The 12,720-nt window shown below is 48.4% G+C and carries 11 protein-coding genes and 1 tRNA gene; 9 read left to right on the top strand and 3 right to left on the bottom strand.

Translation table 11 applies throughout. The features are described from left to right. Nucleotides 1-5: 5 nt before the first annotated feature. Nucleotides 6-911 (bottom strand): ribonuclease HIII, encoded by a 906-nt coding sequence (gene rnhC, locus MOZ60_RS03645; protein WP_370595675.1) that lies wholly within the window; start codon nt 909-911, stop codon nt 6-8. A gap of 67 nt (nt 912-978) precedes the next feature. On the opposite strand from rnhC, the gene MOZ60_RS03640 reads away from it, so the two are divergent. From MOZ60_RS03640 to uvrC, 3 genes are read left to right on the top strand one after another with little or no spacing between them, the layout of a single operon-like run. After that, nucleotides 979-1,674, top strand: a complete 696-nt coding sequence (locus tag MOZ60_RS03640; RefSeq protein WP_370595674.1) for a CvpA family protein — start codon at nt 979-981, stop codon at nt 1,672-1,674. Further along, a complete protein-coding gene (locus tag MOZ60_RS03635; RefSeq protein ID WP_370595673.1) occupies nt 1,671-3,989 on the top strand; it encodes an endonuclease MutS2 in 2,319 nt (772 codons plus the stop codon). Before MOZ60_RS03640 ends, MOZ60_RS03635 begins: the two co-directional genes overlap by 4 nt. Next, the gene (gene uvrC / locus MOZ60_RS03630) at nt 3,990-5,801 is read left to right on the top strand and encodes an excinuclease ABC subunit UvrC (protein ID WP_370595672.1); all 1,812 of its coding nucleotides are present in this window, start codon (nt 3,990-3,992) and stop codon (nt 5,799-5,801) included. A gap of 13 nt (nt 5,802-5,814) precedes the next feature. On the opposite strand, the gene MOZ60_RS03625 is transcribed toward uvrC, so the two are convergent. Next, nucleotides 5,815-6,183, bottom strand: coding sequence for a hypothetical protein (locus MOZ60_RS03625; RefSeq protein WP_370595671.1), 369 nt, complete (start codon nt 6,181-6,183; stop codon nt 5,815-5,817). 75 nt (nt 6,184-6,258) lie between these two features. On the opposite strand from MOZ60_RS03625, the gene MOZ60_RS03620 reads away from it, so the two are divergent. From MOZ60_RS03620 to yihA, 6 genes are all read left to right on the top strand, one after another. After that, on the top strand, nt 6,259-6,729 hold the full coding sequence (locus MOZ60_RS03620; RefSeq protein WP_370595670.1) for a metallophosphoesterase family protein: 471 nt from the start codon (nt 6,259-6,261) through the stop codon (nt 6,727-6,729). Nucleotides 6,730-6,774: 45 nt separating this feature from the next. Continuing rightward, nucleotides 6,775-6,848 (top strand) — tRNA-Arg (locus MOZ60_RS03615). 207 nt (nt 6,849-7,055) lie between these two features. After that, nucleotides 7,056-7,745: a DUF3196 domain-containing protein gene (locus MOZ60_RS03610; RefSeq protein ID WP_370595669.1), complete on the top strand. Its 690-nt coding sequence runs from the start codon at nt 7,056-7,058 to the stop codon at nt 7,743-7,745. 159 nt (nt 7,746-7,904) lie between these two features. Further along, nucleotides 7,905-9,209, top strand: a complete 1,305-nt coding sequence (gene tig, locus MOZ60_RS03605; protein ID WP_277010229.1) for a trigger factor — start codon at nt 7,905-7,907, stop codon at nt 9,207-9,209. Nucleotides 9,210-9,313: 104 nt separating this feature from the next. After that, nucleotides 9,314-11,638, top strand: coding sequence for an endopeptidase La (gene lon, locus MOZ60_RS03600; RefSeq protein ID WP_277655633.1), 2,325 nt, complete (start codon nt 9,314-9,316; stop codon nt 11,636-11,638). 1 nt (nt 11,639) lies between these two features. After that, nucleotides 11,640-12,224 (top strand): ribosome biogenesis GTP-binding protein YihA/YsxC, encoded by a 585-nt coding sequence (gene yihA / locus MOZ60_RS03595; protein ID WP_370595668.1) that lies wholly within the window; start codon nt 11,640-11,642, stop codon nt 12,222-12,224. 209 nt (nt 12,225-12,433) lie between these two features. On the opposite strand, the gene MOZ60_RS03590 is transcribed toward yihA, so the two are convergent. Beyond that, nucleotides 12,434-12,720, bottom strand: a 287-nt coding sequence (locus MOZ60_RS03590; protein WP_370595667.1) for a transposase, incomplete at its 5' end; no start/stop codon positions are given.

Raw genomic sequence — 12,720 nt, 5'->3', positions numbered from 1 at the left:
TAAAATCATAGATATTCCTGTAACTTACGTGTGTTCTGAAAGTGAAGCTTGGCTACCCGGCCAAGCTTTTCCATTCCATACTTTCTCACAAATGCCAGTGCACATTCATCAACTTTAGCACCGGCACCTTTCTGGAATGTCATATCCCACTGCTGTTCCATCTGATCCCATGTCGTTAAAAACGCATATCTGGCAATGACACTGGCTGCCCCAACAGAAGGATATTTGTCTTCTGCTTTGATCTGGAAGTGGATGCCATACTGAATTTCCTTTGCCCCGCGGATGTAGCGGTAATAAGACTTTTCAGGTGTGAACTGGTCAATCATGCAGAAAGAGGGCAGGCCATATTTGTTCTTCAGGTTGACATAGGCCTGGTTATGCAGCAGAGCCTTGATCGCATTGATGTTGTACTGCTCGTGCACCTGGTTGTACTTTGCCGGTGTGACAATGAGCAAAGAATGCGGCAGGATCTGTTCCAGCTGCGGACCGATTTTACGAATGTCATCATCACTCAGCTTCTTGGAATCACGCACCCCAAGTTCCTTCACCTTTGGCAGGGTGCTTTCATCCACAATCGTGGCACAGACACAGACCGGTCCGAAGTAATCACCGGTGCCGACCTCATCCGATCCAGCCTGAGGAAAATTATCCGCTGCTGTGTTTTGTGCAGTGACTGCAGCTGATACCTTGTTTTCCGGCTTGGAAACTGCCATGAACGGGGAGGCATAGATTTGCGCATCCTTGCCTTGAAACACGGTCTTGCCGCTGGTATAGCAGGTGATGACACAGTTTTCAGGACGCAGCTGCCATCGTGCATAAGCAGGCGCGGGATGTTTGTATTCTCCCAGTTTCTCATAAAGCAGCTGGGCCTGCTGGCTTGTGAGTGCCAGTGTTATTGTTGTATTTGACATGGCTCTATTTTAGCCTGATCTTTACGTGCAGGGTATAATAGAACCAAAAAAGGAAGGAGGACACACGATGATTACGATTCCTGATGCGGCATTTCTGATCGTTGATGTTGTACTTGCATGTTTCTATGTACTGATGTTTGCCCTGGGTTGGCAAAAGGGCATCCTGCGGGCTGTGATCAACCTTGCCGGCACCCTGGCTTCGGTCTGGATTGCATGGCTGCTGGCACCGATCCTGTCTGATTTTGTACATCTGTTACCGCGTTCTGCAGCGGCTATGCAGAATACCGCCATCGCCAATGCGGCCTATCAGTTTTCCAATGAACTGATCTGGTTTCTGATTGTTTTCGCTGCCCTCAAAATCATTTTTGCCCTGCTGGAAAATATTGCCAAAGGCATCCAGCGCATTCCCGGCATTCATATGATTTCTTCCATCCTCGGCGCCTTGTTTCAGACCGGTGCTGCCATCATCTGGACACTGGTGTTCTGCGTCATTCTTTCACTGCCTCTTTTTGCCAATGGCAATGCCGTGATTCAGGGAACCCTGATTGGTACGGTTGAGAATAAAGTCAGTGAAGTGGCAGGACCATACATTGAGCCATTTACCCGTACAGATGCATTCCTGGAGCTGTTTCAGGATGCCAACGGCCTGCAGTCGCAGCAGCGTGAAACGATCCGCAAGTGGCTTCAGGAACATAACTATGACAGCAGCCAGATCGATGAGGCTGCACCAACCGCATCCACAGGAAGTGAGGGGAATTCATGAGTCTGGAAAAGGCGCTTGAACTTGATGTCATCAAGGCACAGATGGAGCAGTACTGTGCCTTTTCACTGGGTAAAGAAGAAGTTGCCAACAGTCAGCCTGCCTATGATCCGCTGCTGATCCGGCGCAATCTTGCCCGCATTTCAGAGGCACTTTCCTGTGTGGTTCATATTGGTCCGATGCCGTTTCCCGGCATCAAGGATATCCGTCCTATGCTGGAAAGTGCTGCCAGGGGCAGGATTCTGAGTGAACAGGATTTCCTTGGTGAGATGCACCTGATTGAAGGCGTGCGGGCAGCGGTAAACTATGAAAAAGAATTGCGTGAAGTGGCACATCCTGCACTAAGTGAATTGTTTTCCTCACTGATCGTGCATGAGCACGTACTCAGACTGCTGCAGAACTGCTTCAATGATTATGGCGAAGTCAAGGACAATGCCTCTGATGGCCTGCGCCATGTACGGGCCGATCTGCGCCGCTGTGATGGTGAGATCGCCGCGGCGGCCAACCGTTTTCTTTCCCAGCATGCGGGCAGCGTCGTAGACTCCATCGTCACAACCCGCGCCGGCAGATCCGTCGTACTTGTCAAAGCAAGTGATAAAAACATGTTTGGCGGTATGGTCTATGGCGACTCAGCCTCCGGTATGGCAAGCTATGTGGAACCGGCTGCACTGGTGCCGCTGAATAATCAGAAGGAACATCTGCTGGCCAGGGAACAGGATGAGATTGCTAAGATTCTGACTCACTGTTCCAAGGCTGTGGAAGCCATTTCTGACGAAGAAATTGCCAATGTAAATACACTTGGCATTCTGGATGGCATCTTTGCCAAAGCCAGGTGGGGAAAAGAACATGATGCCTGCTGTGCCGTGATGACTGACGAGAAAAAGATCATCATTGAAAAGGCGCGCCATCCTCTCATTGATCCTGCCAAAGTCGTTGCCAATGACTACCACTTGTGTGATCCCCAGCATACCTTACTGATTACCGGTCCGAATACTGGCGGCAAAACCGTATCGCTGAAAGTGATCGGTATGTTTGTGATGATGAGCTATGCCGGCATGCCTGTCACATGTGCTTCCTGCACACTGCCATACTTTGACAGAGTATTTGCGGATATCGGTGATGACCAGAGTGTTGTCTCTTCACTGTCTTCCTTTGGTGCCCATGTCATGCACCAGGCAGAAATCTGCAAATATGCGACTGACAAATCACTGGTGCTGCTGGATGAAGTGGGTTCTGGCACCGATCCAAGTGAAGGTGAGGCACTTGCCATTGCCATCCTGAATGAGCTGCGCAGCCGCCAGTGCATGACCGTTGCCACAACCCACTACAACCGGCTGAAAGCCTATGGCAAACGTCATAAAGATATCCTGCTGGCATCTGTGCAGTTTGATATGGAAAAACTGGAGCCGACCTATCAGTATGTAGAAGGGCTGACCGGGCAGTCCAATGCCTTTGCCATTGCCCAGCGCTATGGTCTTCCAAAAAGTATCATCAAATACGCAACGTTCCTGAAGGAACAGGCAAAATCGGATGAAGACAAACTGATCGAAAGGCTGGAAGCACAGCTGCAGCTGAACCTGGAAAAGCAGCAGAAACTGGATGCAGAAATTGAAGAAAACAAAAAGATGAAAGCACAGCTGGAAGCGACGCAGAAACAGCTGGATGCGCAGAAGGAAAAGATTCAGGATCAGGCAGAGGAAGAAGCCCGAGCCTATGTTGAAAAGGTCAGTGCAAAGGCAGATGCCATCATGAAGCAGATGCGAAAAGTGCAGAGTACACCGCATTATCATGAGGCTATTAACCAGCGCCATGCGCTGAATGAGCTTGTCAAAAATGATATGCCGGAAAGCACACCTTCCCGTAATCATGACTATCAGGTAGGTGATGCTGTACAGCTGAAAGGGTCTTCTACCGTGTGTGAGATTGTTAAAATTGAGAAGAAAGATATCACGATTCTGTTCAATGGCAGAGAGATGCGGGTGAAGAAAAATCAGATTGTCCCAAGTGATCACGTGATTGCGCATGTCAAAGATGAACCACGCGTGCAGATGGCCAGATCTTCCATTTTCTCTTCCATGCCGATTCAGTGCAATCTGATCGGTATGCATGTGGATGAGGCGATGGAACAGCTGGATGCCTATCTGGATGAAGCCAAGGTCAACGGCCTCAAGAGTTTCCGCATCATCCATGGTGATGGCTCCGGTGCATTGCGCAAAGCTGTGCATGCCCGCCTTGCCCGTGACAAACAGGTCAAAGAATTCCGGCTGGGAGCACCATCAGAGGGAGGAACCGGTGCAACGGTTGTGACAATGAAGTAAATGAACAAAGAATATATCAAAGCAAAACTCAGCAATATTCCCCATGCGCCTGGCAGCTATCAGATGAAGGACAAAAACGGGGAAATTATCTATGTCGGAAAGGCAAAGGATCTTCACAACCGGGTCAACCAGTACTTTGTCGGTGCCCATGACTTCAAAACAACCAAGATGGTTTCCCACATTGAAGACTTTGACTTCATTGTGACCAAGAATGAACAGGAATCTCTCATTCTGGAAATCAACCTGATCAAGAAGTACCGGCCGAAATACAACATCCAGTTCATGGATGATTCCACATATCCTTATATCAAGCTGACCAATGAAGACTATCCACGCCTGACCATTGCCCGGGATATGAAGAAAGATAAGAAGGCCAGATACTTTGGCCCGTTCCCGGATGTGACCGCTGCCCGCAATACGATGAAACTGCTGCAGAGCATCTATCCATTCCGGCGCTGTGTCCACATGCCATCCAAACTGTGTCTGTACTACCATATGGGTCAGTGCCTTGGCCCGTGTGTCTATGACGTTGATCCGGCGAAATACAAGGAAATGGCAGCCCAGGTCACCCGCTTCATGAACGGTGACACCGGCGATATTGTCCATCAGCTGCAGGAGAAGATGATGGCTGCCAGTGAACAATTGGAATTTGAAAAGGCAGCCGTCTATAAAAACATGATCGAAAGTGTGACAACTGTCACCAAGGACCAACAGCTGATCGAGCAGGACAGCCGCGGCAATCTCGATGTTTTTGCCTGGTATCTTGACAAAGGCTATCTTGCCATTGCCGGCTTCCTGGTCAGAAGGGGAACTGTGCTGTCAAAGGAATTCCGTTTACGCCCATTATATGGTGATGCAAAAGAAGAATTCATTTCCTTTGTCATGCAGTACTACCAGGATCATCCAGCCAGCAGTGAGCTTGTTATTCCCAATGAAATTGAAGAAGATACTGTTCAACAGATGTCATCCATCCTCAATGTCAAAGTAACACAGCCTCAGAAGGGATACCGGAAGCGGCTGATTGAGATGTGCATTGACAATGCAAAGAAGCAGCTGGAACTGAAATTCCAGACTGTTGAAAAACAGGATTCAGAAACGGAAATGGCAGTGGAACAGTTAAGCAGGCTGGCCAATCATGAGATGAACCGGGTGGAGCTTTTCGATAACTCCCATACTGCCGGCCAGTTTACGGTTGCGGCATGTGTTGTCTATGAAGATGGTGTTCCTGATCGAAAAGATTACCGCCTGTACCGCCTGCATACAGCCAACAGTGATGTCGATTCCATGAAGGAAGTTGTCTACCGCCGCTATTTCCGGCTGGTCAATGAAAATGGCAGACTGCCGGATGGCATCCTGGTGGATGGCGGCTGGACCCAGATCGAAGCAGCCAAAGAGATTCTGGATGCACTGGGCATATTGGATAAGATCAAGCTCATGGGCCTGGTCAAGGATGATCACCACAATACCAATGCCCTGATGGACACCAATGGTGAGACGTTTGACATTCCCAAGGATTCTTCCTTGTTCTTCCTGTTGACCAGAATGCAGGATGAAGTGCACCGGGTTGCCATTACCTATCACCGCAAGCTGCGTGCCAAGGCACAGACCAAGTCCATTCTGGATGAAATTGAAGGCATTGGTCCTAAGCGCAAACGGCTGCTGTTAAAGACATTTGGAAATTTCACCAACCTGAAAGCAGCGCCGGAAGAGGAAATTGCCAAAGTGGTACCGAAGGAAACAGCACATCTTGTATACGAAGCACTGCACACAAATGAAAACGCCACCGTGGATCAGAGAGTTGATTCACAGTGACGTTTTTTTATCATCAGTGCAGTGAGGCAAGCACGTCATGCAGGTTCTGCCTGCGCAGCCTGTCCATCATGACCTGATTTATAGCCTCTTTCATATCCTGCTCTGGATGTTTCTGGCGCTGCTGATGCAGGGCATACAGCAGGGGCAGCAGAACCAGAGCCGGACGAGCACTCTTTTTCACCTGCGCCGCTTTTTCCTGCAGTGCTTCCTTGCGGATGGTGAGAGCTTTCTGACGTGTCTGCAGCGCAGCAATCTGTTTTGACATCTGCTTCAGAGTCTTCAGCAGGGGTACGGCATGTGTGGCAAAAATGATCAGAAACACAAGCACAAGGGCAATCGAAGCCCAAAGAATCCACATGTTCCAGGGATATAAATTCAGCATATTGATTTCTCCTGTCTTCATTTTACACGAAAAAGAAGTGCGTGATGATGGGAAATGGTTATAATTACGTGTGCTATGAGTAAAGAAATCCGGATCATTCTAGTCTCTGACAATCACGGTCTGCGCGAACCGCTTGCCTGGCTGCAGCAGCAGTACCATGACTATGATGCCTTCCAGCACTGCGGTGACAGCGAAATGCCAGCATCCATGATGGCAGGCTTTGCCAGTGTGCAGGGCAATAACGATGCTTATGGCGTGTATCCACTGCATCGGATCTTCGATCTGGGAAAACATCATATTCTGCTGACACACGGCCACCGGGATTTCTTCTTCGGCCGGTATGACATGCTTGCAAAACTGGCAAAGCAGAATGGCTGTGACCTGGTATGCTTCGGCCATACCCACGTTCCATTTGATGATACGATTGAAGGCATTCGTCTGCTGAATCCTGGTTCCATCTGGCATAACCGGGATGGCAGCCGTTCCAGCTATATGCGGGTCATTCTGGATGGAAAAAAGATTGAGGCACACCTGGAGCGCTATTGATTTCTGCTTGCAATCTATGTTCACCTTTGGTACTATAACAATGCTGTCCTGGTAGCTCAGCTGGATAGAGCTCACGCCTTCTAAGCGTGTGGTCAAGAGTTCGAATCTCTTCCAGGACATTTATTTGAATGAACTGCGTTATATCACTGTATAATGCAGTTTTTTTATTGGCAATTAATGCTGATTCATTCAGCTTAACTGATTTGAAAATGTATCAGTTTGCTTGTACTGACGTATCATATTGCATCAAAACACAGCTGCAATGAGCGGAAGCATTTCTTTCTGGTTCTTTGTTTGCCATTGGCAGTTGTGATAAAGTAAAATCCATGGAAAACTACTATGATAAGATCATTGCTGAGATCAGAACAGCAATTGATGACAAAAAATATGGAGAAGCTGAGTACCTGCTGCAGCGGGAACTGAAGATGCCCTATATCCCGGAAGATGCCGAGAAGAAGCTTCATGATCTCTCAAAAGATCTTGCGTATGCAAAAAGTGAAGCAGACCCTGTCAAAGAAGAAAGCGCAGATACATTGATCCAGCAGCTGCTGTCTGGCAAACCTGCGCTGGCACTTTCTGCAGCCAGTGCACTTTGTTCACGCAGCCTGCGGGAATATCTCAATGAAATCCAGTCATATCTTGCTGGAAATCCTCTGCCGGAGGCGGCTGCCATTTTGATGGAGGGACTGAGTGAACAGGGAATCAACGAAGAATTCACTTTGAACAAAGATGGATGTGAATACGATTTCTGGTCGGGAGATATTGTACCGATTGCAAAACAGCCTGCTTTCCAAAAAGGGGATGCGTTGCTTAAAAACTGGTTTTCCAAGAATCCTGCATACTACAACATGGCCAGAACATTATTGATCCATGAGCTGTATCTGTTCCTGCCGCTGATGTATGAAGAAGATGAGGCATATGATGTGGCGCACCTTTGTGCAAAGGAAGTATCTGAAATGATGGATGGTGGAAGTGCGATTGCAGCGATTGATGCAAAGGGGAAAAGGTTATCCTAGGCTGAAAAAACTCTGGCACTCTTGTATTGACAGTGCTAAATGTGTGATGTACCATACTAACAGTGCCGTATCCTGGCACCCAGCCTGCAATTTTGTAGCTTGACAGCGATAACTTTGCTATAATTAGCAAGCGATTTGGAAAAAGGAGTCAATATAACTATGTCAAATTGGACACTGAAAGAAAAATCAACGGGTGATCTGCAGGTCACCATCGATGGTGAGGAATGGACCAAGGCGGTCGACAAGGCTTTTAACAAGATCTGCCGCAATGTAACGATTGATGGTTTCCGCAAGGGCCAGGCACCAAAGGCACTGCTGGAGAGAAGAGTTTCTCCGGAAGAGAGAGAGTACCAGGCAGTTGAGGACAACGCCAATGAATGGATGCGTGCTGCTCTGGAGGAGAACAATCTCAAGCCGATCTCCCAGCCGCAGCTGAAGATCGACAGTGTTTCTCCGGAGAAGGCTGAACTGACATTCACATTTGCCGTTTATCCGGAAGTAACAGTTACGGAGTACAAGGGTCTGCCTTACAACCTGAAGGATACAGAAGTCAAGGACGAGGATGTCGATGCTGAGATCGAGCGTATGCGTAAGACATATGCAGATCTGGAAACAGTCGATGGTGCTGCTGAAAAGGGCGACACTGTAAATATTGACTATGAAGGATTCAAGGATGGCGAGCCGTTTGAAGGCGGCAAGGCTGAGGGCTATAACCTGGAGCTGGGTTCCGGCTCCTTTATCCCGGGCTTTGAGGATCAGCTGATCGGTGCCAAGGCTGGTGAAGAGAAAGAGCTTCACCTGACATTCCCGAAGGATTATGCAGCTGAAGATCTTGCTGGCAAGGATGTTGTCTTCAAGGTCAAGGTCAATGAAGTCAAGCGCAAGGTTCTGCCTGAGCTGAATGATGACTTCGCTGCTGATGTCAACATGAAGGATGTCAAGACAGTTGATGATCTGAAGAAGGCTGTCAGAGAGCGTCTGCAGGATGCCCGTACAAGCCAGGCTGAGGATGCGGCTGAGAATGAGATGCTGGATGCCCTGCGTGACAAGGTACAGGCTGATATCCCGGATGTCATGATCGAGGATGAAGCACAGAACATGATTCAGCAGCTGGCCCAGCAGCTTTCCCAGTATGGCATGAGCCTGAGCAACTATCTGCAGATGATGGGCAAGCAGGCCGATGATTTCAAGAAGGAATACACAGACCGTGCTGAGAAGCAGGTTAAAATCAGACTTGGTCTTGAGAAGGTCGCTGAGCTTGAAAATCTTGAGGCTACGGATGAAGAGGTTGCCAAGGAATATGATGATCTTGCCCAGCAGTACAACATGGAAGCAGACAAGATCAAGGGCATGATCTCTGAAGAGATGGTCAAGGAAAATCTGCGCAACCAGAAAGCATTCGATTTCCTGAAGGAGAATGCTGCCAAGGGCGAAGCTGAAAAGGCTGAGACTGAAAGCAAGTAAGCGTAATAAGTAAAGAATAAACGGATAAGACGCTCAGCAGAAGCGTCTTATTTGTTAACAGGAGTGGCTGCAGGTAAGATAGAGCAGCCAGGAGGTGAGCTTGAATGAGTGAAGCAAACAGCAATGTACATATCACACTGCCAGTTGTGGCAACCCGCGGGATCATTGTGTTCCCGGGCCAGGATGTCATGATTGAAGTGGGCCGTACCAAGTCTGTCAATGCTGTCAATGAAGCAGGACAGAGCTATGACAGCATGGTATGGATTGTTTGCCAGAATGATATTATGGCCGATGAGGCAACGGCAGATAATATTTACAAGATGGGCACCATTGCCAAGATCAAGATTGTCCGCCGCAAGGAAGGTTTCCTGCGGGTAACCTTTACCGGCATGAAGCGGGCAAAGCTTGTGCGTCTTGATAATGGCAGCCATATGATGATGGCTGAAGTAGAGCCTGTCGAAGATGTCGAAGGCGACCATATGGAAGAGATGGCACTGGTCAAGCGCATCATCAGTGCCTTCGAAAAGATGTCCAATATTTCCAGTGCCTTCCCGCAGGATATCCTGAGCCAGCTGAGTTCCGGTGTTTCTGCCATTACTCTGACTGATCAGTTTGCCCAGTATTTCATGCTGGATCAGGCTACCAGACAGAAGCTGCTGGAGACGGTCAATGTCAATGAGCGTCTGTATATCATCATTGAAGAGCTGGAAAAGCAGCAGCAGTACAACCGTCTGGAAGCAACCATCAATGATAAGGTCAAGGAACGGATTGATGAGGGTCAGAAGGAATACTTCCTGCGTGAGAAACTCAAGGCAATCCGTGAAGAGCTTGGCGATGTATCGAGCATGAGTGACGATACAGACCAGCTGCGTGAAAAGATTGAGAAGAATCCATATCCGCAGCACGTCAAGGACAAGGCCATGGAAGAGCTCAAGCGGTATGAAATGCTGCCGGCAGGCAGCGGGGAAGCATCCGTTGAAAGAAACTATCTCGACTGGCTGCTGAATGTACCGTGGTATCAGGAAACAAAAGATTCTGATGATCTCAAGGCCGTCCGCAAAGTGCTGGATGAAGACCACTATGGCTTGGAAAAGGTCAAGGACAGAATCATGGAATACCTCGCTGTCAAGGAAATGACAGGCAATCTCAACAGTCCGATTCTGTGCCTGGTTGGTCCTCCGGGTGTTGGTAAAACATCCCTTGCCAAGTCCATTGCCAGAGCTTTGGACCGCAAGTTTGTCAAGATGTCCCTTGGCGGTGTGCGCGATGAGGCTGAAATCAGAGGCCACAGACGCACATACCTTGGCGCACTGCCGGGCCGTGTGATTCAGGGCATGAAGAGGGCAGGTGTCATCAACCCTGTCTTCCTGATTGATGAAATCGACAAGATGGGTGCTGACTACAAGGGTGATCCTTCCGATGCACTGCTGGAAGTGCTCGATCCGGAACAGAATGCTGTGTTCAGTGACCATTATCTGGAAGAACCTTATGATCTGAGCAAGGTCATGTTCATCGCCACAGCTAACTATCTGGAAAATATCCCGGCACCGCTGGCTGACCGTCTGGAAATCATCGAGCTGCCTTCCTATACGGAAATTGACAAACAGCACATTGCTCACCAGTATCTGATTCCAAAGCAGCTCAAGGCCAATGGCCTCAAGCCGGAACAGTTCCATCTGAAGGACAATGAAGTGCTGTACCTGATCCGCCATTATACACGTGAAGCAGGTGTCAGACAGCTTGAAAGAGTCATTGCCTCGCTGTGCCGCAAGAGCGTCCTTGCCATTCTCAACGATGGCAAGAAGAGTGTCACCATCACCAAGAAACTCATCAACAAGTGGCTTGGCAAGGAAATCTTTGAATATGGCGCCAAGGAAAAGAAAGATCAGGTCGGTGTTGTTACTGGCCTTGCCTATACATCCTTTGGCGGCGATGTACTGTCCATTGAGGTCAATACATTTGAAGGCAAAGGCAGGCTCGTGCTGACTGGCAAGCTGGGTGATGTTATGAAGGAATCTGCCGAGATTGCCCTGGACTATGTCAAGGCTCATGCCAAAGAGTTCAACATTGATCCTGCTTTCTTTGAAAAGCATGATATCCATATTCATGTACCGGAAGGCGCTGTCCCGAAGGATGGCCCGAGTGCCGGCGTCACTTTGACAACTGCTCTTGTCTCGGCATTAAGCAATACACCTGTGCATGCGGATCTTGCCATGACCGGTGAGGTTACCCTGCGCGGCAATGTCCTGCCGATCGGCGGCTTGAGAGAAAAGAGTCTGGCTGCTCACAGAGTCGGAATTTCCAAAATTCTGATCCCGAAGAACAATGTCAGAGATCTTGACGATGTTCCGAAGGCTGTGCGTGACAGCGTGCAGTTTATTCCGGTAGAGAATATGTCACAGGTGCTCAAGGAAGCACTGGTCAGATAAGATGCAGTACCATGAAGCAGAATTTCTGCTTTCCGGGGCACAGCAGAGCCAGTGGCCATCTGAAAATCTGCCTGAAGCTGTCTTTGCCGGCCGTTCCAATGCCGGAAAAAGCAGCCTGATCAATGCACTGGTCAACCGGAAGAATCTTGCCTATGCCGGCAGTACACCGGGCAAGACAAGACTGCTGAACTTCTACCGCATTGATCAAAGGATGATCTTCACCGATGCGCCAGGTTATGGCTATGCAAAAGATAACCGCAGCAGTGCCGAGACTTTTGCAAAGCTGATGGATCCTTACTTCCATCATCGTGCCAATCTCAAAGCCATGGTGCTGGTGGCAGACGGCCGCCGCAAGCCGAACCAGGATGATATCCTAATGTGTGACTATGCAAGGCAGAGCCATCTGGCCATCATTGTGGTCATGACCAAATGTGACAAGCTGTCCCATTCCGCCATGATTGCAAACAAGCGCATCATTGCCAGTGAACTTGGCATCAGTGAATCACAGATTTTTCCCTGTGATTCTTTGAAAAAACAGGGCACCGAAGAACTGTTTGCACGCATTGAGGAAGTACTGCTGCAATAACTGTTAACGCAGACTGAGAAGGGGGCCTGTAACAGTTGCTAATGTGAATTAGCTCTGTTATGGGCCTTTTTTGTTTTCTTTTGTATTATCTTTACCAAAACTTATTCAGCAGCGTCATTTCTATGTAGAATCATGTATATCAAAGCATTATTAAAACAGTTCTTTGCCTTATCTTATAGTTCAGATCATTTTTTTGCTCTATTTTCTGATCAGCTCATCATATTGTGAGGAACTGCAGCCATTCGTCTAAGTCTCCAGCTATGGTATTTACGCAGATTATATCCCAGACATACCATAAGAAATTCCATTTTCACGGTTTTCAATCCTCTTCTGTGGAAACGATCAAATCCCATATCTTCTTTGATTGCCGCAAAAGCTCCTTCTGCCTGTTCGCTGCGCATTACCTTCAGCTTTATACCATGTTCTGTATCCAGTTGTTTTCTGGCTTCTGCTTTCAGCTCTTCTCCAACGACATTAAGTCCTACTTCCTTGTAGC

Source organism: Grylomicrobium aquisgranense (assembly GCF_033971865.1).
GTDB lineage: Bacteria > Bacillota_I > Bacilli_A > Erysipelotrichales > Erysipelotrichaceae > Bulleidia > Bulleidia massiliensis.
Note: the sequence above shows the minus strand (reverse complement) of the source record. Positions and strands in the feature narration are given on the sequence as shown.

Bases quoted from the DNA above. Each gene is read 5' to 3' on its own strand.
- rnhC (WP_370595675.1), bottom strand. From the start codon at position 911: ATGTCAAATACAACAATAACACTGGCACTCACAAGCCAGCAGGCCCAG.
- MOZ60_RS03640 (WP_370595674.1), top strand. From the start codon at position 979: ATGATTACGATTCCTGATGCGGCATTTCTGATCGTTGATGTTGTACTT.
- MOZ60_RS03635 (WP_370595673.1), top strand. From the start codon at position 1,671: ATGAGTCTGGAAAAGGCGCTTGAACTTGATGTCATCAAGGCACAGATG.
- uvrC (WP_370595672.1), top strand. From the start codon at position 3,990: ATGAACAAAGAATATATCAAAGCAAAACTCAGCAATATTCCCCATGCG.
- MOZ60_RS03625 (WP_370595671.1), bottom strand. From the start codon at position 6,183: ATGCTGAATTTATATCCCTGGAACATGTGGATTCTTTGGGCTTCGATT.
- MOZ60_RS03620 (WP_370595670.1), top strand. From the start codon at position 6,259: ATGAGTAAAGAAATCCGGATCATTCTAGTCTCTGACAATCACGGTCTG.
- MOZ60_RS03610 (WP_370595669.1), top strand. From the start codon at position 7,056: ATGGAAAACTACTATGATAAGATCATTGCTGAGATCAGAACAGCAATT.
- tig (WP_277010229.1), top strand. From the start codon at position 7,905: ATGTCAAATTGGACACTGAAAGAAAAATCAACGGGTGATCTGCAGGTC.
- lon (WP_277655633.1), top strand. From the start codon at position 9,314: ATGAGTGAAGCAAACAGCAATGTACATATCACACTGCCAGTTGTGGCA.
- yihA (WP_370595668.1), top strand. From the start codon at position 11,640: ATGCAGTACCATGAAGCAGAATTTCTGCTTTCCGGGGCACAGCAGAGC.